General features: G+C 68.8%; 22 protein-coding genes and 1 other RNA gene. 17 read left to right on the top strand and 6 right to left on the bottom strand.

The features are described 5' to 3' along the window. Positions 1 to 89: 89 nt before the first annotated feature. The gene (gene carA, locus P7A99_RS11150; protein WP_277793943.1) at positions 90 to 1,256 is read left to right on the top strand and encodes a glutamine-hydrolyzing carbamoyl-phosphate synthase small subunit; all 1,167 of its coding nucleotides are present in this window, start codon (positions 90 to 92) and stop codon (positions 1,254 to 1,256) included. 134 nt (positions 1,257 to 1,390) lie between these two features. Continuing rightward, positions 1,391 to 1,795, top strand: coding sequence for a hypothetical protein (locus tag P7A99_RS11145; RefSeq protein ID WP_277793942.1), 405 nt, complete (start codon positions 1,391 to 1,393; stop codon positions 1,793 to 1,795). 172 nt (positions 1,796 to 1,967) lie between these two features. On the opposite strand, the gene P7A99_RS11140 is transcribed toward P7A99_RS11145, so the two are convergent. From P7A99_RS11140 to P7A99_RS11130, 3 genes are all read right to left on the bottom strand, one after another. Then, positions 1,968 to 3,584 (bottom strand): carboxylesterase/lipase family protein, encoded by a 1,617-nt coding sequence (locus tag P7A99_RS11140; protein WP_277793941.1) that lies wholly within the window; start codon positions 3,582 to 3,584, stop codon positions 1,968 to 1,970. A gap of 258 nt (positions 3,585 to 3,842) precedes the next feature. Continuing rightward, positions 3,843 to 4,457 (bottom strand): pyridoxamine 5'-phosphate oxidase family protein, encoded by a 615-nt coding sequence (locus P7A99_RS11135; protein ID WP_277793940.1) that lies wholly within the window; start codon positions 4,455 to 4,457, stop codon positions 3,843 to 3,845. Positions 4,458 to 4,505: 48 nt separating this feature from the next. Next, on the bottom strand, positions 4,506 to 4,868 hold the full coding sequence (locus P7A99_RS11130) for a response regulator (RefSeq protein WP_240621608.1): 363 nt from the start codon (positions 4,866 to 4,868) through the stop codon (positions 4,506 to 4,508). Between the two features lie 233 nt (positions 4,869 to 5,101). On the opposite strand from P7A99_RS11130, the gene P7A99_RS11125 reads away from it, so the two are divergent. The 3 genes from P7A99_RS11125 to P7A99_RS11115 are packed head-to-tail and all read left to right on the top strand — an operon-like array spanning position 5,102 to position 7,412. Then, entirely contained in the window at positions 5,102 to 5,905 is an 804-nt protein-coding gene (locus P7A99_RS11125) for a crotonase/enoyl-CoA hydratase family protein (RefSeq protein WP_277793939.1), read from the top strand. A gap of 3 nt (positions 5,906 to 5,908) precedes the next feature. Beyond that, complete coding sequence (locus P7A99_RS11120) at positions 5,909 to 6,511, top strand: DUF3052 family protein (protein WP_277793938.1); 603 nt, start codon at positions 5,909 to 5,911, stop codon at positions 6,509 to 6,511. A 4-nt stretch (positions 6,512 to 6,515) separates the two neighbouring features. Beyond that, positions 6,516 to 7,412 carry a bestrophin family protein gene (locus tag P7A99_RS11115; RefSeq protein ID WP_277793937.1) on the top strand — a complete coding sequence of 299 codons (897 nt, stop codon included), beginning with the start codon at positions 6,516 to 6,518 and terminating at the stop codon, positions 7,410 to 7,412. A 148-nt stretch (positions 7,413 to 7,560) separates the two neighbouring features. Here P7A99_RS11115 and P7A99_RS11110 read toward each other — a convergent pair whose 3' ends face one another. Continuing rightward, a complete protein-coding gene (locus P7A99_RS11110) occupies positions 7,561 to 8,136 on the bottom strand; it encodes a hypothetical protein (RefSeq protein WP_277793936.1) in 576 nt (191 codons plus the stop codon). Between the two features lie 172 nt (positions 8,137 to 8,308). Here P7A99_RS11110 and P7A99_RS11105 point away from each other — a divergent pair, with 172 nt between their 5' ends. Continuing rightward, on the top strand, positions 8,309 to 8,770 hold the full coding sequence (locus P7A99_RS11105) for a hypothetical protein (RefSeq protein ID WP_277793935.1): 462 nt from the start codon (positions 8,309 to 8,311) through the stop codon (positions 8,768 to 8,770). Between the two features lie 20 nt (positions 8,771 to 8,790). Here P7A99_RS11105 and P7A99_RS11100 read toward each other — a convergent pair whose 3' ends face one another. Further along, positions 8,791 to 10,266 (bottom strand): flavin-containing monooxygenase, encoded by a 1,476-nt coding sequence (locus tag P7A99_RS11100; protein WP_277793934.1) that lies wholly within the window; start codon positions 10,264 to 10,266, stop codon positions 8,791 to 8,793. Between the two features lie 158 nt (positions 10,267 to 10,424). Here P7A99_RS11100 and P7A99_RS11095 point away from each other — a divergent pair, with 158 nt between their 5' ends. The 3 genes from P7A99_RS11095 to P7A99_RS11085 are packed head-to-tail and all read left to right on the top strand — an operon-like array spanning position 10,425 to position 12,645. Then, complete coding sequence (locus P7A99_RS11095; protein WP_277793933.1) at positions 10,425 to 11,318, top strand: DMT family transporter; 894 nt, start codon at positions 10,425 to 10,427, stop codon at positions 11,316 to 11,318. Next, positions 11,315 to 12,040: an N-acetylmuramoyl-L-alanine amidase gene (locus P7A99_RS11090; RefSeq protein ID WP_277793932.1), complete on the top strand. Its 726-nt coding sequence runs from the start codon at positions 11,315 to 11,317 to the stop codon at positions 12,038 to 12,040. The genes P7A99_RS11095 and P7A99_RS11090 overlap by 4 nt, the downstream gene beginning before the upstream one ends. After that, positions 12,040 to 12,645, top strand: coding sequence for an FMN-binding negative transcriptional regulator (locus P7A99_RS11085; protein WP_277793931.1), 606 nt, complete (start codon positions 12,040 to 12,042; stop codon positions 12,643 to 12,645). The genes P7A99_RS11090 and P7A99_RS11085 overlap by 1 nt, the downstream gene beginning before the upstream one ends. Positions 12,646 to 12,665: 20 nt before the next feature. On the opposite strand, the gene P7A99_RS11080 is transcribed toward P7A99_RS11085, so the two are convergent. Next, a complete protein-coding gene (locus P7A99_RS11080) occupies positions 12,666 to 12,941 on the bottom strand; it encodes a type II toxin-antitoxin system Phd/YefM family antitoxin (RefSeq protein ID WP_277793930.1) in 276 nt (91 codons plus the stop codon). Between the two features lie 94 nt (positions 12,942 to 13,035). Between P7A99_RS11080 and rnpB the strand changes: the two genes are divergently transcribed. The 8 genes from rnpB (at position 13,036) to mraY (ending at position 21,228) form a co-directional block, all read left to right on the top strand. Continuing rightward, an RNA gene (rnpB, locus tag P7A99_RS11075) (RNase P RNA component class A) lies at positions 13,036 to 13,419 on the top strand. Between the two features lie 268 nt (positions 13,420 to 13,687). Next, positions 13,688 to 14,155 (top strand): division/cell wall cluster transcriptional repressor MraZ, encoded by a 468-nt coding sequence (locus P7A99_RS11070; protein WP_277793929.1) that lies wholly within the window; start codon positions 13,688 to 13,690, stop codon positions 14,153 to 14,155. Then, on the top strand, positions 14,152 to 15,093 hold the full coding sequence (gene rsmH, locus P7A99_RS11065) for a 16S rRNA (cytosine(1402)-N(4))-methyltransferase RsmH (RefSeq protein WP_277793928.1): 942 nt from the start codon (positions 14,152 to 14,154) through the stop codon (positions 15,091 to 15,093). The genes P7A99_RS11070 and rsmH overlap by 4 nt, the downstream gene beginning before the upstream one ends. Next, positions 15,090 to 15,521 carry a cell division protein FtsL gene (gene ftsL / locus P7A99_RS11060; RefSeq protein ID WP_277793927.1) on the top strand — a complete coding sequence of 144 codons (432 nt, stop codon included), beginning with the start codon at positions 15,090 to 15,092 and terminating at the stop codon, positions 15,519 to 15,521. Before rsmH ends, ftsL begins: the two co-directional genes overlap by 4 nt. Next, entirely contained in the window at positions 15,518 to 17,281 is a 1,764-nt protein-coding gene (locus P7A99_RS11055; protein ID WP_277793926.1) for a peptidoglycan D,D-transpeptidase FtsI family protein, read from the top strand. Before ftsL ends, P7A99_RS11055 begins: the two co-directional genes overlap by 4 nt. Next, the gene (locus tag P7A99_RS11050) at positions 17,278 to 18,735 is read left to right on the top strand and encodes a UDP-N-acetylmuramoyl-L-alanyl-D-glutamate--2,6-diaminopimelate ligase (RefSeq protein WP_277793925.1); all 1,458 of its coding nucleotides are present in this window, start codon (positions 17,278 to 17,280) and stop codon (positions 18,733 to 18,735) included. Before P7A99_RS11055 ends, P7A99_RS11050 begins: the two co-directional genes overlap by 4 nt. Beyond that, a complete protein-coding gene (locus P7A99_RS11045; RefSeq protein ID WP_277793924.1) occupies positions 18,728 to 20,113 on the top strand; it encodes a UDP-N-acetylmuramoyl-tripeptide--D-alanyl-D-alanine ligase in 1,386 nt (461 codons plus the stop codon). The genes P7A99_RS11050 and P7A99_RS11045 overlap by 8 nt, the downstream gene beginning before the upstream one ends. Then, positions 20,113 to 21,228, top strand: a complete 1,116-nt coding sequence (mraY, locus tag P7A99_RS11040) for a phospho-N-acetylmuramoyl-pentapeptide-transferase (protein ID WP_277793923.1) — start codon at positions 20,113 to 20,115, stop codon at positions 21,226 to 21,228. The genes P7A99_RS11045 and mraY overlap by 1 nt, the downstream gene beginning before the upstream one ends. Positions 21,229 to 21,238: the final 10 nt, after the last annotated feature.

The raw sequence follows: 21,238 nt of genomic DNA, 5'->3' as shown, positions 1-21,238 counted from the left end.
AAACACCCCGCCGTTTGCGCGGCGGGCGGGGTTCTCCCTGGCCCGCCTTTTTGCAACAATAACCACGCGTTCTGGAGGCGCTTCTCGAGATGTCCCAAGACCTTCTCCCCGGCGTCACCGGCGTTCTGGTTCTGGCCGACGGCACCGTCCTGCAGGGCGTGGGCTGCGGCGCGGTCGGCGATGCGGTCGGCGAGGTGTGCTTCAACACCGCCATGACCGGCTACCAGGAAATCCTGACCGACCCGTCCTACATGGCCCAGATCGTGGCCTTCACCTTCCCGCACGTCGGCAATGTCGGCACGAACAGCGAAGACGTCGAACAGGTCACGGGCGTGGCCGAGACGGCCGCTCGCGGCGCGATCTTCCGCGACGTCCCGACCGATCCGGCCAACTGGCGCGCCAACAGCGATTTCGACGGCTGGATGCAGCGCCGCGGCGTCGTCGGCCTGGCCGGCGTCGACACCCGCGCCCTGACCCGCAAGATCCGCGAGACCGGCATGCCGCACGGCGTCATCGCCCACGCGCCCGACGGCAAGTTCGACCTCGACGCCCTGAAGGCCAAGGCCCGCGACTGGTCGGGCGTCGTCGGCCTCGATCTCGCCAAGGACGCCTCGACCACCCAGACCTTCACCTGGGACGAGGGCCTGTGGTCGTGGCCGGCGGGCTACGCCAAGCTCGAACAACCCAAGTACGAAGTGGTCGTCATCGACTACGGCGTGAAGCGCAACATCCTGCGCGCCCTGGCTCACGTGGGGGCCCGCGCCACCGTCGTTCCGGCCAGCACCTCGGCCGAGGACATCCTGGCCCGCAATCCCGACGGCGTTCTGCTGTCCAACGGCCCGGGCGACCCGGCCGCGACCGGCGAGTACGCCGTGCCGGAAATCCAGAAGCTGGTCGCCAGCGGCAAGCCGGTGTTCGGCATCTGCCTGGGCCACCAGATGCTGGCCCTGGCCCTGGGCGCCAAGACCGTGAAGATGGAACAGGGCCACCACGGCGCCAACCACCCGGTCAAGGACCTGACCACGGGCAAGGTCGAGATCGTCTCGATGAACCACGGCTTCACCGTGGACAGCGAAAGCCTGCCCGAGCCGGTTCAGGAGACCCACGTCTCGCTGTTCGACGGCACCAACGCCGGCATCGCCCTGAAGGACAAGCCGGTGTTCAGCGTCCAGCACCACCCGGAAGCCTCGCCCGGCCCGACCGACAGCCTCTATATCTTCGAGCGCTTCGCCGGCCTGATGGACAAGGCGAAGTAGGACGAGACGCCCCGCTGAGAAGCGGGGCGTTTTTCGTTTCGGGTCCTGTCACGAAACCATCGCCCAGGGTTCACGCACCGATTGAGCGGCCCGTGTTAGCGTTTTCGCCGTTCCCCAATCCTCGCGAGGACGGCATGAGCGCCTATGAACGCATCGGCGGCGAGGCCGCCGCCCAGTCGGTGATCGACGACTTCTTCCAGCGCGCCCAGGGCGATGAGCGGCTTTCGGGCCTGTTCGGCGGCGAGATCGCGCCCGGCGCCCGCGCCGTGGTGGCCGGCGCCCTCGATCCCGAGACCGGCGAGGCGCGCGGCGATCTGGAGCTGGCCCAGGTGTGGTTCGGCGCCAATGCGCTGGAGGACGACGAACTCGACCTGATCATCGGCCATCTGGCCGCCGCCCTCGAAGCCGCCGGGATCGACGACGAGATCACCGCCGACGTCGCCGACCAGATCGAACTCCTCCGCGACCTGGCCCTGGGGCCGGACGAAGAAGACTACGACGACGAGGATGAAGACGAGGAAGGCGAAGTGGCGGCCTGACCTGATCCTTCTCCCCTTGCGGGAGAAGGTGTCGCCGTAGGCGACGGATGAGGGGTCTCTCAAACCTCGGACGTCGCGCCAAGTGATCCGCTGGTCGCAGCGGATAGGCTTTTCGACCCCTCACCCGACCTCCCTCCGGGAGGCCACCCTCTCCCGCAAGGGGAGAGGGGATTTACGTCCCAAACTGGGTGAACGGCACCTTGTTGAACAGCTCCCGCTCGCCGCCGCGGGGGTCGTCGGCCATGCGGGTGGTTTCGTTGAACACCAGGGTCTGGCGGCGGGGCAGGGTGTAGGGCTCCCATTTGGGAATGGCCGCGCAGTTGGGATCGCCGGTGCGGGCGAAGGCGACGAAGGCGTCCATCATGGTGTCGGACATCGCCTGGCTGCGGGCGTCGGTTCCGACGATGGCCCCCTTGGCGTCTAGCGTGCCGAAGACGAGGCAGATGTCGAGCGTGTGCGGCGCGCCCCAGATCCCGCCGTCCTTGGGCGACTTCCAGTCCAGTTGGTAGACGAAGGCCGGGGCGCGGGTCGGGGCGCGTGCCTCGGCCTGAAGGATGGCCGCCTTCCACGAGCGGCCGGCCGTCGAGGCGGCGAAATAGACGTCCGACGGCGAATAGTGCGGATACATCTGGCGATAGGCCGCCACCACCGTGGCCGGGTCGATGTCGATGCGGGCGTTGAACTGGCTGGGCAGCTTCTCGACCACCTGGGCCCAGGTCATGTCGAACACCTTGGGATCGGAGCCGACGAAGCCGCGGGTCTCGTCGTGGGTGTTGCCGCAGATCAGCGGCACGTCCAGGCCTTGGGGCGCCGCATCGGGGAAGAACGGGTGGCGGGTCAGCGAGCGCTCGTCGAGGACGGGACCCATATAGACCCCGCCCGAGCCGGCCACGGGATCGACCGCTTTGAGGCCGTTCAGCAGCTGGTCGGCGGGCAGGGCGCGCAAGGTCGCCAGGTCGTTGATCCCCAGCTTCTCCAGGAACAGCTTGGCGCGCTTGGTGGCGTTGAACGGCCCGCCGGCGGTGACCTGCTGGCCGCTCATGGTGACGGCGCGGTGGAACAGGCCCTTGGCGGCCGGCATGGCCAGCAGGGTGGCGATCTTGGCCCCGCCGCCGGATTGGCCAAACAGCATGACCCGGTCGGGATCGCCGCCGAAGGCCTCGATGTTGTCGCGCACCCATTGCAGGGCCAGGACGAGGTCGAGCTGGCCGACATTGCCGCTGTCGGCGACGCTGGGATCGTCGAACAGGCGGGCCAGATAGAGATAACCGAAGGCGTTCAGGCGGTGGTTGACGGTGACCACCACGACGTCGCCGCGCTTGGCCAGCTTCGTCCCGTCGTACCAGGGGCTGCCGCCCGAACCGCCGTTGTAGGCGCCGCCGTGGATGTAGAACATCACCGGCCGCTTGCCGCCGTCGGCCAGGCCGGTCTTGGACGCCTTGGCCGGCGTCCAGACGTTGAGGAACAGGCAGTCCTCCGACAGGGTCTCGCCTTCCTCGCCCTTGCCGGTCTGCATCGAGGCCGCGCCGTAGGCCAGGGCGTCGGCGACGCCGGTCCAGGGGGGGGGCTTGCGGGGCGGGGCAAAGCGACCCGCTCCGCCCGTGTCGGCCCCGTAGCGCAGGCCCTTGAACACATGGACGCCGTCGGCGGTGGTCGCGCCCCGTACCTTGCCGGCGGCGGTGGTCACGATCGGCGAGCGGGCAGGACCGGTGGGCTTGGCGGCGTGGGCGGGCAGGGCGCCGGCGGCGGCGGCCGCGCCGGCGGCCAGCAGCAGGCTGCGACGATCCATGGGGTGTTCCTCCGGCGCTTCTGACGAGCTTGCGCCATGGCTAGCACGAACCATGACACCGGTGACAATCCATTTTGCGCAAGGCTGCCCCTCTCCCCTTGCGGGAGAGGGTGGGCTCGCGAAGCGAGGTCGGGTGAGGGGTCTCTCAGGCCTTTCCGTCATGGTCGTGAAAGCGATGGCGGTGTTGGGCGTTTGAGAGACCCCTCATCCGTCGGCCTTCGGCCGCCACCTTCTCCCGCAAGGGGAGAAGGACGATCATCACCACATCGACGCGGCCGCCCGCGCGGGCCAGGTCTCGTCATAGGTCGGTCCGCCGACCTCGCCGTCGGTGATGGAGGCCAGCATCGCCCCGGCGCTGGGCAAGCTCTTGGCGTCGACGTGAGCCTCAGCGTTCCACAGCCCGGCCCGCATCACCGCGCGGGCGCACTGGAAATAGCATTCCTCGATGGTCACGATCAGCGCGGTGCGCGGCGCCTTGCCGTCGACCGCCAGCCCCGCCAGCAGGTCTGCATCGGCGCTGATCACCGCGCGGCCGTTGACCCGGAAGGTCGTGCCCGAGCCGGGGATCAGGAACAACAGCGCCACGCGCGGATCGCGGATGATGTTGCGTAAGGAGTCGATGCGGTTGTTGCCGCGCCGGTCGGGCAGGACCAGCGTGCGGTCGTCGGCGATGGTCACCAGGCCGTGGGCGTCGCCGCGCGGGCTGCAGTCCAGGCCCTCGGGGCCGACCGTGGCCAGGGCCAGGAACGGCGAGGCCTCGACCAGGCGGCGGTAGTCGCTCGTCAGCCGATCGCTGACCTTGGCGGTGGAGGCCGCCACCGGCGCTGAGCTGTAGATCGCCTCCAGCGCCTCCAGGGTGTCGATGATCGCCATGCGCCGTCTCCCGTTCGGCGGGAGCCTAGCAGCGGCGGGCCGGGCCTGTCAGGCGCGGCGGTCCAGCGCCTGCTGGCAGGCCTCGGCCAGGCGGCGGGGCGAGATCGGCTTGTCGACGATGGTGCGGCGGGCGTCGGCCAGTTGGTTGGCGTTGCCGGTGACGAACACCGTCGGGATGCGCCCCAGCTTGGCCTCGATGGCCTCGACCGCCTCCAGCCCGGTGCCGCCGATGATGCGGAAGTCGGCGGTGATCAAATCTGGGGCGCGGGCCAGGGCGCAGGTCAGCGCTTCCTGCGGACTGTCGGCGATGTCGAAGCTTGAATAGCCCTGGGCGGCCAGAAGGGCCTCGACCTCGAGCGCGATGAGGATCTCGTCCTCGATGATGAGCGCGTGGCCTTGGGACCGTTTCACTGCACTTAACGCCAATCCGCTGTCGTCCCTTACAAGACTACAACCCGAACTTTCAGTTCTCGCCAATCGATTTCGCGCGTCGCTCCTCAGAAATGTGTTGCTGCACGCACGAGCGCTCACGCCCGCGTGATGGCGCCGCCCGCGCCGCGAGAGCGGGCCGGGGCCGTTTCCCTCCCAGGCCGAAAGCCTTTATGCAGTTGGAAAAACAAGACGAGCAGGAGCGCCCCCTACCCATGACCCAACCGCTGGTCCTCACCGAGAAGCGTGGCCATGTCGCCATCCTCACCCTCAACCGCCCCGAGGCGCTGAACGCCCTGGGCGCGCCAGGCGACGGCGACCAGGTGGCGGCCGCCTGCGAGGCGATCAACGACGACCAGGACGTTCGCTGCGTGATCCTGACGGGCGCGGGCAAGGCCTTCTCGGCCGGCGGCGATGTCAAGGCGATGAAGGCCCGCGAGGGCGCCTTCGGCGGCAATGGCGTGGCCGTGCGCGACGGCTACCGCAAGAACATCCACCGCATCGTGCGGGCCATCTACGGCCTGGAGGTCCCGTCGATCGCGGCGGTCAACGGCGCGGCCATCGGCCTGGGCTGCGACGTGGCCTGCATGACCGACATCCGTATCGCAGCCGATACGGCCAAGTTCGGCGTGACCTTCCTGAAGCTCGGCCTGATCCCCGGCGACGGCGGCGCCTGGCTGATGCCGCGCACCGTGGGCATGAGCCGCGCGGCCGAGCTGCTGTTCACCGGCGACGTCATCGACGCGGCCAAGGCGGCCGAGTGGGGCCTGATCAGCCGCGCCGTGCCCTCGGCCGACCTGATGGGCGAGGCCCTGGCCCTGGCCGAACGGATCGCTCAGCAGCCGCCTCACGCCTTGCGCATGGCCAAGAGTCTGCTCAAGCACGGCCAGACGGCGAGCTATGACACCCTGATGGAGATGAGCGCCGCCGCTCAGGCCATCGCCCACCACACCGAGGACCACATGGAAGGCGTCGACGCCATTCTCGAAAAGCGCCAACCCACGTTCCGGGGCGCCTGAGGCATGGGTAAGGAAGCGCGGGCCTGGGGCCAGCTCAGCGACGGCGAAAGCGACGGCAAGCTTCTGTGGGAGCCGCCCAAGCTGATCTTCCGCGGGGCGGTGCGGGGCATCTACCAGGGCCACGCCCTGCGCGACATCCGCGCCGAGGGCGACGACATCGTCCTGTCCGACGGCACGCGCTTCAGCCTCGATCCCGGCCAGGCCGAAAAGTGGGTGCACGCCATCCTCAATCCGCCCACGCGACTGGACAAGCTGGGCGTCAAGCCGGGCATGACCGTGGTGGTCGACGGCGTCGACGACGAGGCCTTCCTCGATGAACTCTCGACTCGCGTCGACGCCGAGGTGGGGACCGGCGAGGACTTCGAGGACGTCGACCTGCTGTTCCTGGCCGCCGACGACCTGGGCCAACTGGATCGGCTGGAAGACCTGCAAGGCGCCCTGGCCGAGAAGGGCGCCATCTGGGTTGTCTCTCAGAAGGGCAAGACCGCGCCGCTGAAGGATGTCGACGTCATGGCGGCCGCCCGGGGCATGGGCCTGGTCGACACCAAGGTCTGCGCCTTCTCCAAGACCCACACGGCCCTGCGTTTCGTGCGTCGCAAGGGCTGAGGCGATGATCGTCGGCCGGCGCGCGGGCCTTCTCGAAATCGCCTTCGCCCTGCGCGGCTCGATCCTGCTCAGCATCGCCGGAAGGCTTGCGGTGCTGCTGCTGGTGTCGATCGTCGCGGTGCTGACGGCCCAGCGCTGGCCAGCGGCGCTGGAGCGGCTGAACGCGCTGCCCTTCACGCTGATCGGCCTGTCGCTGTCGATCTTCATGAGTTTCCGGAACAACGCCTGCTACGACCGCTGGTGGGAGGCGCGAAAGCTCTGGGGCGGCCTGATCATCGCCGCCCGCAGCTTCGCGCGGCAGACGCAGGGATTGCCGGCCGAGAAGCGCGAGCCTCTGCTGCTGGGCCTGGCGGGTTTCGCCGGCGGGCTGGCGGCGCGCCTGCGGGGCGGAGACGAGCGGGCGGCGATCGCGCGCTGGCGCGAGGTTGCGAACCTGGCGGCCGCGCCCAATCCGACCGATGCGATGCTGGCCGCCGTCGGCGCTGACTGCGCCCGGCTGGAAGGAGAGGGCGCCGTGACCCCGATTCACCTGTCGGTGCTGGAGGCCCGGCTGACCGAGCTCAGCCACGTCCAGGCCGCGTGCGAACGGATCAAGGCCACGCCGTCGCCCTTCTCCTATTCGCTGATGCTGCACCGTACGGCGCACGTCTTCTGCCTGCTGCTGCCGTTCGCCCTGGCCCACGCGCTGGGCTGGTGGACGCCGGCCCTGGTGCTGCTGATCGGCTACACCTTCTTCGGCCTCGACGCTCTCGGCGACCAGCTGGAAGACCCGTTCGGCCTGGAGGACAACGACCTGCCGCTGGACGCCATGGTCCGCACGGTCGAGCGCGACCTGCTGTTCTCGCTGGGCCGGGAAGACCTGCCGCCGGTGATCGAGGCCAAGGGGTATCGGCTGACGTGATCAGACCCTCCCCCCGGAAGGGGAGGTGGCCCGGAGGGCCGGTGGGGAAAGGTTCTGCTGAGGTTGGGGAAGGTTACTGGCTCTCAAGCCACATCCCCCACCGTCGGCTTCGCCGACACCTCCCCCTTCAGGGGGAGGGTCTTTTGGCCTAGAACCGCTGCTTGCAACCCTGCCTCTGGTGAACGCCGCGCAGGAAGCCGCGGCGGGCGAGGCCCGCGTCGCCGAGGGCCTCCAGGTGGCGATCGGCGGGGGCCGCGCCGGAGATTTCGCGCACCAGGCTGCGGAAGGGGATGATCGAATTGACGATCGCCTTGCCGCCGGCCTCGGCCAGCTTGCCGGTGCGGTTTTCCGTGTATTCGTTGCCGGTCTGGTAGTCGGGGCCCAGCACGTCGTTCAGGCGCTGGATCTCGACGACAAGCTTGGCGCAGGTCTTCAGACCCTTGAGGCTGTAAGGATCGGCCAGGGCTTCTTCCAGAACCGGCGGGATCTTCTTCTTCGACAGGCCGACGTCGCGGGCCGGCTGAGTGCCGATCTCCATCGACTTCTCGCGCCACCCGTCGGGCCGGCCGTCGCCGTCCGAATCCTTGCCGGGAGGCGGGGGAGGCTTGCTGGCCGCGGCGGCCTGGGGCGACTTGGCGGGATAGGCCGGCTGAGCCGTGGCGCAGCCCGTCGCCATGGACGCCGCCGCGCCCAGGATCGCAAATTTCGTCAGAACCGCCCGCATGACACCCCGCTCCACTGCTTCGCGCCCATCATAAGGTGATGAACGCTGATCAGGAACGGCAAGCTGAACCTTGGGTTCCACGGCGCCCGGCGCCATTCGCGGCATTGATTTACATGTTTGTAAATTGTACCGAAGGTTGTGCATAAACAAATCAACCACTAGGGAGGTACCAATGTCCTGGATCTCGCGTCTGTTCGCGCTGGTCGCGATGGCGGGGGCGCTCGTCGCCACCGGCGCTCAAGCCCAGGTGATCACGCCCAATCCGACGACGTTCACGGTCGCCGGCTCGATGACCATCGAAGCCGCGGCGGGCTGCGACTATGTCATGACCTTCGACGTGCCGGCGGGGGGCGCCTCCGCGACCGTCACCAACGCCGCCATTACAGGCGGCTACGGCTGCGAACAGATGAGCTTCACCGGCCTGCCGTGGAACGTGCGGTTGGGCCCCCAGAAGCTCTACATCGACAACTTCGGGATGATGTTCGGCCCAGTCCACCCGACCGGCTCGCAGACCCTGGAAGTCAACTGGGGCAACGGCTCGCCCGGCGGGGGCTTCTTCTACACCCAGCTGTCGTTCCTGACGACCTGGAGCTATTTCCAGGTCAGCTCGGGCACGCCGATCGTCATCAACTGACGCGCCGGAGGCGGCGGCCGTCAGGCCGCCGCTTTCGCTCGCTTGCGCCAGAACCGCATGACGCCGTCGTCCAGCTTGCCCAAACGCAGGGCGGCCAGGTCGAGGGCGTAGTTCTGGTGCACCTTCCACGGCGCCTTGGTTCCCTGCTTGGGGAACTTGTCCATCGCCCGCTGCACATAGCCCGACGAGAAGTCGAGCCAGGGAACCGCGGCCATGTCGGGCTGGTCCAGGTGGGGCACGCAGATGTCCATGCCCGCCCGGTCCATGTGGTTGAGCAGCCGGCAGACATATTCGCTGGTCAGGTCGGCCTTCAGCGTCCACGAGGCGTTGGTGTAGCCGAAGGCCGAGGCCAGGTTCGGCACGTCGCTGAACATCATGCCCTTGTAGCTGAAGCCCTTGGCCAGATCGACGGAGGCGCCGTCGACCACCACCTCCATGCCGCTCAGGAGCTGCATGCGCAGGCCGGTGGCCGTGACGACGATGTCGGCCTCCAGGGTCTTGCCCGATTTCAGCTTGAGCCCTTGCTCGGTGAAGGTGTCGATGTGGTCCGTGACCACCGAGGCCGAGCCGTTCTTGATCGAGGCGAACAGATCGGCGTCCGGCACCAGGCACAGCCGCTGGTCCCAGGGATTGTAGCGCGGCGTGAAGTGGGTCTCGACGTCGTAGTCCTTGGGCAGTTGGTCGCGGACCAGATTGATCAGCCGCTCCTTGGTCTTTTCCGGCTTCTTCCGGGCCAGGTTGAAGAACAGCATGGTGATCAGCACGTTCTTCCAGCGCGTGATCCCGTAGGCGGTCATGGCCGGCAGTTTCGCCCGCATCCAGTTGGCCAGGCCGTCCTCGGCCGGACGCGAGACCACATAGGTCGGCGAGCGCTGCAGCATGGTGACGTGGGCGGCGGTCCTGGCCATTTCCGGCACGATGGTTACCGCCGTCGCGCCGCTGCCGATCACCACGACCTTCTTGCCGGCGTAGTCGAGGTCCTCGGGCCAGTGCTGCGGGTGGACGATGGTCCCCTTGAAGCGCTCGGTCCCCTCGAAGTCGGGCGTGTAGCCGGCGTCATAGGCGTAGTAGCCGGCGCACATGTAGAGGAAGCCGCAGGCGATCTCGACCGTCTCACCAGAGTCGATCCGCTCGGCCTGCACCGTCCAGGTGGCGGTCTCGCTGCTCCATTCGGCGCGGCGCACCTTGTGGCGGAAGCGGATGTGCGCGTTCACCCCGGCCTCGGTGGCGGTTTCGCGCACGTAGTTCAGGATCGACGGGCCGTCGGCGATGGCTTTCGCCTGCCGCCACGGCTTGAAGGCGTAGCCAAGGGTGTACATGTCGCTGTCGGACCGGATGCCGGGATAGCGGAACAGGTCCCAGGTGCCGCCGATGGCGTCGCGGGCCTCAAGGATCGCGTAGGTCTTGCCCGGGCAGCGTCGCGTCAGGTGATGCGCCGCGCCGATGCCCGACAGGCCCGCCCCGACGATCAGGACGTCGAAATACTCCGTGCTCATGGCCGTCTCCGTCCCCGTGGTCCGGTGAGCCCGGATCCTGTTTTAAGTGAACGATGTTCACCAGCAAACGACCGTTTGGACCCGACGTCAATTGCGGCGCGTGCGATGGCGTCGGTTTTCATTGCGCATGGTCCTCGTGCCCGCGTATGCGGAAGGTCATGTCCCTACGCGACTTCGGCCTGTTGGTGCTGATCTGCCTGATCTGGGCCAGCAACAACATCGTCTCCAAGATCGTGGTCGCCCACTGGGGCGTGCCGCCGCTGTTCTATGCGGCGGTGCGCTTTGCCTTGGTCGCGGCGGTGACGCTGCCGTGGCTGCTGCCCGCGCCCCGGCCGACCTGGCGGATGCTGGTGGTCGGCGTGCTGATGGGGGCGGGGGGTTTTGCGCTGCTGTTCATGGGCTTCAAGACCGCCTCGCCGTCGGCGGCGGCGGTGGTGGTGCAGGCCGGCGTGCCCTTCACCACCCTGCTGTCGGTGCTGATGCTGGGCGAGAAGATCCACTGGCGGCGGGGGATCGGCATCGCCCTGACCCTGGCCGGCGCGCTGATCGTGATCTGGAACCCGCGCGGCTTTTCGCTGTCGATGGGCCTGTGGCTGGTGGTGGCCTCGGCCCTGGCCGGCTCGCTGGGCGCGGTGATGATGAAGCAGATCCAGCGGGTGAAGCCGTTGCAGCTGCAGGCCTGGGTGGGCTTCACCTCGGTCTGGCTGCTGGCCGCCGCCAGCCTCGCCCTGGAGCCCGGCGCCAGCGACAAGGCCTTCGAGGCCGGCTGGCCGTTCGTGGCCGCCGTGGCCTATTCGGCGCTGGTGGTGTCGGTGATCGCCCACACCGGCTATTACGGGCTGATCCAGCGCTACGAGGCCAACCTGATCGCTCCGCTCACCCTGATGACGCCGCTGATGACCATCGGTCTTGGCGTCGCCATCACCCATGACCATTTCGACCTGCGCATGGGCCTGGGCGCGGCCCTGGCCCTCGCCGGCGTGCTGATCGTGGCCCTGCGCCGCAACCAGGTGACGCCGCTACTGATGTTTCTCAAGGACCGCTCGCAATGACCATCGTCGAGGCCCCGTCGCCGAACTTCGACGCCCGCAAGGCCGTGCCCGACACCGTCGTGCTGCACTATACCGGCATGCAGAGCGGCGAGGCGGCCATCGAGCGCCTGCGTGATCCCGAGGCCAAGGTCAGCGCTCACTACGTCGTGGAAGAAGACGGCCGGGTGTTTCGCCTGGTGGCCGAGGAGCGGCGGGCCTGGCACGCCGGCGCGGCCTTCTGGAAGGGCGTCAAGGACATCAACTCGTCCTCGATCGGCATCGAGATCGTCAATCCCGGCCACGAGTTCGGCTATCGCGCCTTTCCCGACGCCCAGATCGCCTCGGTGATCAACCTGCTGGCCGACATCCGCTCGCGCTGGACCATCGACGACGACCGCATCATCGGCCATTCCGACGTCGCCCCCGCGCGCAAGATCGATCCGGGCGAACTGTTCCCGTGGAAGCGCCTGGCCGAGAGCGGCCATGGCCTGTGGGTCGAGCCGCCGTCCTCGCCCGGCGCGCCGCTGGGCCGGGGCGAGGAGGGGACCGGCGTCTTCGCGCTGCAAGCGGGCCTCACGCGCCTGGGCTTCGACTGCGCGCCGTCTGGCCAGTACGACGAGTGGACGGAGACGGTGGTCGCCGCCTTCCAGCGCCACTGGCTGCAGACCCGCTTCGACGGCGTCGCCGACGGCGAGACCCGCGCGCGGCTGGTGGGTCTGCTGCGGGCGGCGGCGGGCGCCTGATGCATCCGGCCAGGGCTTTCCACGTCGAGGACCGCGCGCGCCTGCTCGCCTTCTTCGCCGAGCATTCGTTCGTGACGCTGTGCGCCAGCGTCGGCGGCCGGCCGTTCGTGGCCCAGGCGCCGGTGGTGGTGCGCGACCTGGGTGAGGACGGCCTCTTTCTCGACTTCCACCTGTCGCGCCGCAACGAGCTGGCCCCGGCGGTGGTGACGGGCTTTTCCGCCATCGCCGTGGCCAGTGGCGCGCACGCCTATGTCAGCCCCGACTGGTACGGTACGCAGGACCACGCGCCGACCTGGAACTATGTCTCGGCCGAGGCCGAGGGCTTCGTTACGCCGCTGTCGGACGCCGAGACGGTTCAACTGCTCGACGACCTGGCCGCCCAGGAGGAGGCGCTCCTGGCGCCCAAGCCCGCCTGGACGCGCGACAAGCTGTCGGGGGCCCGGTTCGAGGGGCTGTTCAAAGGTATTGTCGGCGCGCGGCTGCACGTCGAGCGCCTGGAAGGCACCTTCAAGCTCGGCCAGAACAAGTCGCAGGCCGAGCGCGTGGGCGTGATCGAAGCGCTGGGCGATCACCCCGTGGCGGACTGGATGCGGGGCGAGGGTTAGATCGTCAGCACTGGCGCGCCTTAGAGGGCCAATTGTCGGTCGCTGGTGAGTAGCAGTGCGCCCTCGAACATCGCGATGATCTCGTCGGCGAACATGGTGTCGAAGTCGTCCGGGACCATGCCCTCGCCGTCCATGAACCCGATCCGTCGCGCGGCCGGGCGGTCCTCGGCCTGAAGTGGCACGACCTTGACCATGGGCTTGCCGGCCTTGGCTATAATGAAGGCTTCGCCGTCGGCGGCCTGCTCGACGAGGCGCGAGAGGTGGGTCTTGGCCTCGTGGATGTTGACGGTGCGCATCCGCGGCTCCGTGAACTAAGTCCGGTTAGTTTAGTCCATCGCGCCAAGATCGCCAATTGACCGCCGCCCTATCCGCCGTCAAAGAGAGCGCGGACCAGATGGCCGGGCGATCGCGGTATCCCGCAAGGGAGTCGAGGAAAGTCCGGGCTCCACGGTGACAAGGCGGTGGGTAACGCCCACCGGGAGCGATCCCAGGGAAAGCGCCACAGAAAGCAAACCTCCTCCCTACGGGGCGGGAAGGGTGAAAGGGTGGGGTAAGAGCCCACCGCGGACCTGGCGACAGGGACGGCATGGCAAGCCCCGCCTGGAGCAAGACCGAATAGGGATCCCGCGCCGGTTCGCCGGCTAGGTCGTCACTGGCCGAGAGGATCCGGGTTGGTCGCCAGAGTCGTCCAGCAATGGGCGGCCAAGAGGAATGATCGTCGCGTCCCTGTTCACAGGGGCGGCACAGAACCCGGCTTACAGGCCGTCTGGTCCATCAAACTTTCCGCAACCCCAAGCGCCCCAAGGCCCACCGAAATGGGCCGCGATGGGATGCGTCTGTGCGCGAGTCTGTGGATAGAAATTCAGTTGTCTGTATGTTCCGAAATTAACCAATTTAAGCGGTTCGATATTACCGCTAGCGCCTTTGAATTCCTGGCGAAATGGCCCCTGGTGTCATTGTTTCCCACTTCATCCCATGTTAACCCATTCGGGCCGGTCGGACTCGTGCTGGGGCGACCGTGTTTTGGGCAAGGGTTGGCGGGGTGTTCCTCTCGACGTTCGAGAAGCAGCTGGACAGCAAACGGCGCCTCGTGGTGCCGCAGGAGTTCCGCGCCGCCGTCTCGGGCCCCTTCGACGGCATTTTCTGCTTCCCCTCGATCGAGGCCGACTGCCTGGAAGCCGGCGGCAAGGCCCTGTTCGACCGCTATCAGTCGGTGATCGACGAGCTGCCCTTCGGTGACCCGGTGCGCTCGGCGCTGGAAACCAGCGTCCTGGGCGGCATGGCTCGCCTGTCGTTCGACACCGCCGGCCGCATCACCCTGCCCGACGTTCTGTGCGACATGTTCGGCCTTACGGACGAAGTGACGATCGTGGGTCTGGGCGAGCGCTTCCAGATCTGGTCGCGCGACGCGTTCCAGGCTCACCGCGCGGCTCAACGCGAACTGGCCCGCGACGGTCTGGCCGCCCTGCGCGCCCAGCAGCGCACCGCGCGCCTGGGAGGCGCCGCATGAGCGCCGCCCCGCACATCTCGGTCCTGCTGAGCGAAGTCGTTCAGGCGCTCGACGCCAAGCCGGGCGACATGATCCTCGACGGCACCTTCGGCGCCGGCGGCTACACCCGCGCGATCCTGGCCAGCGGCGCCTCGGTCACGGCCTTCGACCGCGATCCGACAGTGCAGCGCTTCACGGCCGATCTTCCCGCGACGGATGGTCGCTTTCGGCTGATTCAGGACCGTTTCTCGCAAATCACCGCCTATTTTGGGCCTGCGTCGGTGGACGGCGTAACCCTGGATCTTGGCGTGTCTTCCATGCAGCTCGACGAGGCCGAGCGCGGCTTCTCCTTCATGCGCGACGGTCCGCTGGACATGCGCATGGGCGACGACGGCCCCACGGCGGCCGATCTGGTCAACACGCTCGACCAGACCGAGCTGGCCCGCATTCTCTATGTCTATGGCGAGGAGCACGCCTCGCGCCGCGTGGCCAGCTTCATCGTGAAGCGTCGCGCCGAGAAGCCGTTCACCCGCACGCTGGACCTGGCCGAGGTGATCGAGCGGTCGCTGGGCGGTCGCAAGGGCGCCAAGGTTCACCCTGCTACGCGCTCGTTCCAGGGTCTGCGCATCGCCGTCAATGACGAGCTGGGCGAGCTGGAAGCGGGCCTGGCCGCCGCCGAGGCGGTGCTGAAGCCGGGCGGTCGCCTGGCGGTGGTGACCTTCCATTCGCTGGAAGACCGCATCGTGAAGAACTTCCTGGCCGAGCGCGCCGGCCGCACGCCGGGCGGTTCGCGCCACGCGCCGCCGACCGCCGCCGGCGCGCCCGCCAGCTTCAAGTTGATCTCGACCAAGGCCATCGCGCCGGGCGAGGAGGAGCTGGCCGTCAATCCGCGCGCCCGCTCGTCCAAGCTGCGCGCCGCCGTCCGCACCGAGGCCCCCGTCTGGGAGGCCTCGGCGTGAGGATTTCAGAGATCTTCCATCGCCGCGTCCGCGGCTTTCGCGTGGTCGATATCGTCGGCGTCGGGGTGCTGCTGACCCTGGTGCTGGGCGTCTACATGGCCAAGGCCTTCGCCGGTCGCGAGCGCGCCGAGATCGCCTCGGTCGAGCGCCAGATCGAGGAAGAGCGCATCAAGGTGCGCCTGCTGAAAGCCGAGGTCGCTCACCTGGAGCAGCCGCGCCGCATCGAATCCCTGGCCCAGGCCGCTCAGCTGGCCCCGATCGCGCCCGATCGCGAAACCAGCGAAGACGCGCTGATCGACGTGGCCCGCAAGCCGGTCCCCGCCTCGAAGCTGCCCGCCCCGCCGGTCGCCGCCAAGGCCGATCCGGCCCTGGCCGCCGCCGACGCTCCCGACGGCGTCACCACCGGCGCCGAGGAGGCTCCGCGATGAGCCTGGCCAACCTCGTTCCCCACGGCGGCGGTCCGGCCTGGCGCTGGCTGATCGAGCGCGTCTGGCGCCTGGAACACGCCTTCGAGCGCTCGCGCGCCGCGGCCAAGCCCGAAGACGACACCAGCATCCGCATCTTCTTCGTCCTGGCCCTGTTCGCCTGCGCCTTCATGGTGCTGGCCGTCGGCGCCACCTGGGCGGCGGTGTTCTCCAACGCCGGCAAGAACGGCGGCTTCCTGGCGGCCATGGAAGGCGCGCGCGGCGATCTCGTCGACCGCGAGGGCAAGCTGCTGGCCGTCGACCTGACCCACTACGCGCTCTACATCGACCCCAAGGAAGTCTGGGACGCCAAGGCCACCCGCGTCGCCCTGGGCAAGGCCCTGCCGCAGGTGCCGGCCAAGCGCCTGGACAAGGCCATCTTCGGCGATCGCCGCACCTTCCTGCTGGGCGGTCTCGACCCGGCCCAGAAGGACGCCATCTTCAACCTGGGCCTGCCGGGCGTGGAGTTCGAGGAGCAGGCCCGCCGCGTCTATCCGCTGGGCGGCTCGGCCGCGCACTTCGTCGGCTTCGTCGACGGCGGCGGCAAGGGCCTGGCCGGCGCCGAGGGCGCGCTGAACGACGACATCCATGCGGCCGCCGCCAAGGGCGAGGGCGCCGCCCCGATCGCTCTGTCGATCGACCTGCGCGTCCAGGCCGCCCTCGAGGACGAGCTGCGCAAGGCCGCCCTGGAGTTCGGCCCCAAGGGCGCAGTCGGCATCGTCACCAACGTCCACACCGGCGAGATCCTGGGCCTGGCCAGCTATCCTGACTTCGACCCGAACGATCCGGGCAAGGCCAGCGACGACGCCAAGCTGAACCGCGCGGCCGCCTCGGTCTACGAGATGGGCTCGACCTTCAAGGCCTTCACCGTCGCCATCGGCCTGGACACCGGCGTGGCCACGCCCAGCTCGACCTTCGACGCGCGCGAGCCCTACAAGCTGGGCTACCGCACGATCCACGACTACCACGCCTCGCGGAAGATCCTGACCCTGGTCGAGGTGTTCCAGCACTCGTCCAACATCGGCACCGCGCGCCTGGCCGAGGGCGTCGGCGCCCAGCGGCTGAGCCAGTATTACAACAATCTGGGCCTGACCAAGCCGGCCAAGGTGGAGCTGCGCGAGTCCGCCCGTCCGCTGACCCCGAAGAAGTGGGACACCGACGCGGTGGCCTCCACCTCGTTCGGCCACGGCATGAACGTCAGCCCGCTGGCCCTGGCCCGCGCGTTCGGCCCGCTGCTGAACGGCGGCACCATGCCGCCGCTGACCATCCGCAAGCTGCCGCCCGGCGTGCGCCCGGAAGGTCCGCGCGTGCTGTCGGAAGAGACCTCGCAGCAGATGCTGCAGATCATGCGCGCCAATGTCACCGGCGGCAGCGGCAAGACCGCCGACGTCAAGGGCCTGTCGGTCGGCGGCAAGACCGGCACCGGCGAGAAGTACGATCCGTCGATCCGCGGCTACAACCACCAGCGTCAGGTCTCGTCCTTCGCCGCGGTGTTCCCCACCGAGGGGCCGATGGAGGCCGACCGCTATTTCGTCCTGATCCTGCTGGATGAACCGCACGGCACGGCCAAGACCTTCGGCTTCTCGACCGGCGGCTGGGTGGCCACGCCGGCCGCCGGCCGGGTCATCGACCGCATCGCCCCGTTCCTCGGCGTCCAGCGCCGGAACGAACTCATCATCGCCGGCGCCCAGCCGAAAGCCACCACGCCAGGGGCGGGACTTTGATCAAGACGCTTTCACAGATCCTGCACCGTCCGTTCGACGCTGACCCGGCCATCGCCGGCGTCACCGCCGACAGCCGCAAGGTGCGTGAAGGCTTCCTGTTCGCCGCCCTGCCGGGCAGCAAGGTCGACGGCCGCAGCTTCATTCCGGGCGCGATCGCCTCGGGCGCCGCCGCCGTCCTGGCTCCCGACGACGTCACCGATCTTTCGGTGCCGACCGCCCACGCGACCGACATCCGCCGCGCCTACGCGCTGGCCGCCGCGGAGTTCTGGATCGCCCAGCCGGCCACGGTGATCGCGGTCACCGGCACCAACGGCAAGACCTCGGTCGCCGGATTCGCCCGCCAGATCCTGGCCCTGCTGGGCAAGAAGGCCGCCAGCATGGGCACGCTGGGCGTCGTCGTCAGCGCCCCGGGCGTTCCCGACGAGCAACTGACCCCGCCGGGCCTGACCACGCCCGACGCCGCCGACGTCGCCGAGATGGCCGCCAAGCTCGCGCAGATGGGCGTCACCCATCTGGCCGTCGAAGCCTCGTCGCACGGCATCGATCAGCGTCGCCTGGACGGGCTGAAGATCAGCGCCGCCGGCTTCACCAACTTCACCCAGGACCACCTCGACTATCACGGCACCATGGGCTGCTACCGGGCCGCCAAGCTGCGCCTGTTCGAGGCCCTGCTGCCGCGCGGCGCGACCGCCGTGCTGAACGCCGACAGCGACGCCTTCCCCGCCTTCGCCGCCGCCGCCGTGACCTCGGGCGAGACCATCCTGTCGGTGGGCGAGCAAGGGCAGGGCCTGAAGCTGATCTCGCGCGAGCCGACCCCGTGGGGTCAGCTGCTGAAGATCGCCGCCCAGGACCGTGAGTTCGAGGTGAAGCTGCCGCTGGCCGGCGACTTCCAGGCCTCCAACGTGCTGGTCGCCGCGGGTCTCGTCCTGGCCACGGGCGAGGACCTGGACGCCGTGCTCGCCGCCCTGGAAAAGCTCGAAGGCGCGGCCGGCCGGCTGCAGCGCGTGGGCAAGGGGACCGGCAAGGGCGAGGCCTATGTCGACTACGCCCACACCCCCGACGGCCTGGAGACGGTGCTGAAGGCCCTGCGTCCGCACGTTCGCGGCAAGCTGGTGGCGGTGTTCGGCGCCGGCGGAGACCGTGACCGCACCAAGCGTCCGCAGATGGGCGAGATCGCCGCCCGCCTGGCCGACGTGGCCATCGTCACCGACGACAATCCGCGTTCGGAAGATCCCGCCAGCATCCGCGCCGCCATCCTTGCCGCCGCCCCCGGCGCGCGCGAGATCGGCGACCGCCGCGAGGCCATCCGCGCGGGCGTGGCCCTGCTGGAGGACGGCGACGTGCTGGTCGTGGCCGGCAAGGGTCATGAGCAGGGCCAGCTGGTGGCCGGCGTCAACCACCCCTTCGACGACGTGGCCGAAACCCTGAGCGCGCTGGAGGCCGTCAATGGCTGACGTGCTCTGGACCGCTGAAGAGATCGCAGCCGCGACGGGCGGGAAGGTCGAGGGCGACTTCTCCGCGACCGGCGTGTCGATCGACAGCCGCAGCATCGAGCCGGGCGACCTGTTCGTCGCCCTGGCCGGCGTGCGCGACGGCCACGAGTTCGTCGCTCAGACGGCTGAGAAGGGCGCGGCCGGGGCCCTGGTCTCGCAAGCCGTCGCGACCCCCGCCGTCGTCGTGCCCGACACCTTCAAGGCGCTGGAAGCCCTGGGCGTCGCCGCCCGCGAGCGCGCGCCCCAGGCCCGTCGCGGCGCCGTGACCGGCTCGGTCGGCAAGACCAGCGTCACCCGCGCCGTCGAGGCCGGCCTGCGCCGCGCCGGCAAGGCCCATGCCTCGGTGAAGAGCTACAACAATCACCTCGGCGTGCCGCTGACCCTGGCCCGCATGCCGCGCGACACGCAGCGGGCGGTGTTCGAGGTCGGCATGAACCACGCCGACGAGATCACCCCGCTGTCGAAGTTCATCCGCCCGCATGCGGTGGCCATCACTACCGTCGGTCCGGTGCACCTGGAGAACTTCGCCGACGGCGAGATCGGCGTGGCGCGCGCGAAGGCCGAAATCTTCGACGGGCTGGAGCCCGGCGGCGTCGCCGTGCTGAACGCCGACAATCAATGGTTCGACCTTCTGAAGGCCGAGGCCGAGAAGGCCGGCGCGACCGTCCGCAGCTTCGGCCGTGACGGGACCAGCGCCCGCCTCGTCGACTTCTTGGTCGAGGGCGCCGGCGCAACCGTCGTCGCGCAGCTGGACGGCCAGGCCGTGTCGTTCCCGATCCGCCAGACCGGCGTGCACTGGGGCCCCAACAGCCTGTGCGTGCTGCTGATGCTGGAAGCCCTGGGCGTCGACCGCGCCACGGCCCTGGCGGCCCTGGCCGAGTTCGCGCCGATCGAGGGCCGCGGGGCCGAGCAGACGGTCGCCATCGACGGCGGGTCGTTCACCCTGGTTGACGAGAGCTACAACGCCAATCCGGTGTCGATGCAGGCGGCCCTGGCCACCCTGGGCGCGCGCAAGGTCGCCGGCCGCCGGATGGTGGCCCTGACCGATATGCTGGAGCTGGGCGAGGGCAGCCCGCGCTTCCACGCCGATCTGGCGGGGCCGATCGCTCAAGCGGGCATCGACCTGGTGTTCTGCGCCGGGCCGTTAATGATGTCGCTGTGGAACGCGCTTCCGCAGGAGCGCCGGGGCGGCTATGCGGACGCCGCGCCCGCGTTGGCGCAGCAGATCGTCTCGGCCATGCAGCCGGGCGACGTGGTGATGGTGAAGGGGTCGAACGGGTCACGGGCCGGAGCAATCGCCGCCGCCCTGTCCGCGCTCGGCCGGCGGGAACAAGTCTGATGCTGTACTTCCTCTACGAATGGCTCTCGCGCGGCGGGCACGAGCACGTGCCGGTCCTGAACCTGCTCAAGTACCTGACCTTCCGCACCGGCATGTCGATGCTGACGGCCTACATCGTGGCCGTGGCCATGGGCTCGCGCTTCATCCGCTGGATGAAGGCCAAGCAGGGCAAGGGCCAGCCGATCCGCACCGACGGCATCGAGCGCCACGTGCTCGAGAAATCCGGAACGCCCACCATGGGCGGCTTCATGATCCTGGCCGGCCTGTTCGTCGGCTTGCTGCTGTTCGCCGATCTGCGCAACGTCCACGTCTGGGTGGTGCTGGGCATCACCGCCGCCTTCGGCGTGCTGGGCTTCATGGACGACTACGCCAAGGTCACCAAGCAGACGACCGCCGGCCTTTCCAGCGGCCAGAAGCTGGTCGCCCAGTTCATCGTCTCGATCCTGGCGGCCGTGGCCCTGATCATCTTCGCCCCGAAGTCGCAGATGACGCCGGGCCTGGAGACCTCGCTGGTCTTCCCGATCCTCAAGAACCTGGTGATCAATCTCGGCTGGTTCTACGTGGCCTTCGCCGCCTTCACGATCGCCGGCTTCTCCAACGCCGTGAACCTGACCGACGGCCTGGACGGCCTGGCCATCGTGCCGGTGATGTTCGCCGCCTCGACCTTCGGCCTGATCGCCTACCTCGTCGGCAACTACAAGTTCGCCGACTATCTGAACCTGCACTTCGTGCCGAGCGTCGGCGAGCTGGCGGTGGTCTGCGGCGCCATCATCGGCGGCGGCATGGGCTTCCTCTGGTATAACGCGCCCCCGGCCAAGATCTTCATGGGCGACACCGGCTCGCTGGCCCTGGGCGGCGCGCTGGGCTCGATCGCCGTCTGCGCCAAGCACGAGCTGGTTCTGGGCATCGTCGGCGGCCTGTTCGTGGCCGAGGCGCTGTCGGTGATGATCCAGGTCGCCTACTTCAAGAAGACCGGCAAGCGCATCTTCCTGATGGCGCCGATCCATCACCATTTCGAAAAGCTGGGCTGGGCCGAGAGCACCGTCGTCGTCCGTTTCTGGATCGTCGCCATGATGCTGTCGTTCGTCGGTCTGGCCACGCTGAAGCTGCGCTAGGGGAGGGCGT

Origin of the sequence: Caulobacter endophyticus, from assembly GCF_029543245.1 — a bacterium.
GTDB classification, from domain to species: Bacteria; Pseudomonadota; Alphaproteobacteria; order Caulobacterales; family Caulobacteraceae; genus Caulobacter; species Caulobacter endophyticus_A.
The sequence above is the reverse complement of the archived record's forward strand: the minus strand, read 5'-3'. Positions and strand labels throughout refer to the sequence as shown.

Excerpts from the sequence above, each read along its gene's own strand:
- P7A99_RS11110 (WP_277793936.1), bottom strand. The coding sequence starts at position 8,136 with ATGCGGGCGGTTCTGACGAAATTTGCGATCCTGGGCGCGGCGGCGTCC.
- P7A99_RS11100 (WP_277793934.1), bottom strand. The coding sequence starts at position 10,266 with ATGAGCACGGAGTATTTCGACGTCCTGATCGTCGGGGCGGGCCTGTCG.
- P7A99_RS11145 (WP_277793942.1), top strand. The coding sequence starts at position 1,391 with ATGAGCGCCTATGAACGCATCGGCGGCGAGGCCGCCGCCCAGTCGGTG.
- P7A99_RS11055 (WP_277793926.1), top strand. The coding sequence starts at position 15,518 with ATGAGCCTGGCCAACCTCGTTCCCCACGGCGGCGGTCCGGCCTGGCGC.
- carA (WP_277793943.1), top strand. The coding sequence starts at position 90 with ATGTCCCAAGACCTTCTCCCCGGCGTCACCGGCGTTCTGGTTCTGGCC.
- P7A99_RS11085 (WP_277793931.1), top strand. The coding sequence starts at position 12,040 with ATGCATCCGGCCAGGGCTTTCCACGTCGAGGACCGCGCGCGCCTGCTC.
- rsmH (WP_277793928.1), top strand. The coding sequence starts at position 14,152 with ATGAGCGCCGCCCCGCACATCTCGGTCCTGCTGAGCGAAGTCGTTCAG.
- mraY (WP_277793923.1), top strand. The coding sequence starts at position 20,113 with ATGCTGTACTTCCTCTACGAATGGCTCTCGCGCGGCGGGCACGAGCAC.
- P7A99_RS11120 (WP_277793938.1), top strand. The coding sequence starts at position 5,909 with ATGGGTAAGGAAGCGCGGGCCTGGGGCCAGCTCAGCGACGGCGAAAGC.
- P7A99_RS11115 (WP_277793937.1), top strand. The coding sequence starts at position 6,516 with ATGATCGTCGGCCGGCGCGCGGGCCTTCTCGAAATCGCCTTCGCCCTG.
- P7A99_RS11105 (WP_277793935.1), top strand. The coding sequence starts at position 8,309 with ATGTCCTGGATCTCGCGTCTGTTCGCGCTGGTCGCGATGGCGGGGGCG.
- P7A99_RS11095 (WP_277793933.1), top strand. The coding sequence starts at position 10,425 with ATGTCCCTACGCGACTTCGGCCTGTTGGTGCTGATCTGCCTGATCTGG.
- P7A99_RS11045 (WP_277793924.1), top strand. The coding sequence starts at position 18,728 with ATGGCTGACGTGCTCTGGACCGCTGAAGAGATCGCAGCCGCGACGGGC.
- P7A99_RS11140 (WP_277793941.1), bottom strand. The coding sequence starts at position 3,584 with ATGGATCGTCGCAGCCTGCTGCTGGCCGCCGGCGCGGCCGCCGCCGCC.
- P7A99_RS11125 (WP_277793939.1), top strand. The coding sequence starts at position 5,102 with ATGACCCAACCGCTGGTCCTCACCGAGAAGCGTGGCCATGTCGCCATC.
- P7A99_RS11090 (WP_277793932.1), top strand. The coding sequence starts at position 11,315 with ATGACCATCGTCGAGGCCCCGTCGCCGAACTTCGACGCCCGCAAGGCC.
- P7A99_RS11135 (WP_277793940.1), bottom strand. The coding sequence starts at position 4,457 with ATGGCGATCATCGACACCCTGGAGGCGCTGGAGGCGATCTACAGCTCA.
- P7A99_RS11080 (WP_277793930.1), bottom strand. The coding sequence starts at position 12,941 with ATGCGCACCGTCAACATCCACGAGGCCAAGACCCACCTCTCGCGCCTC.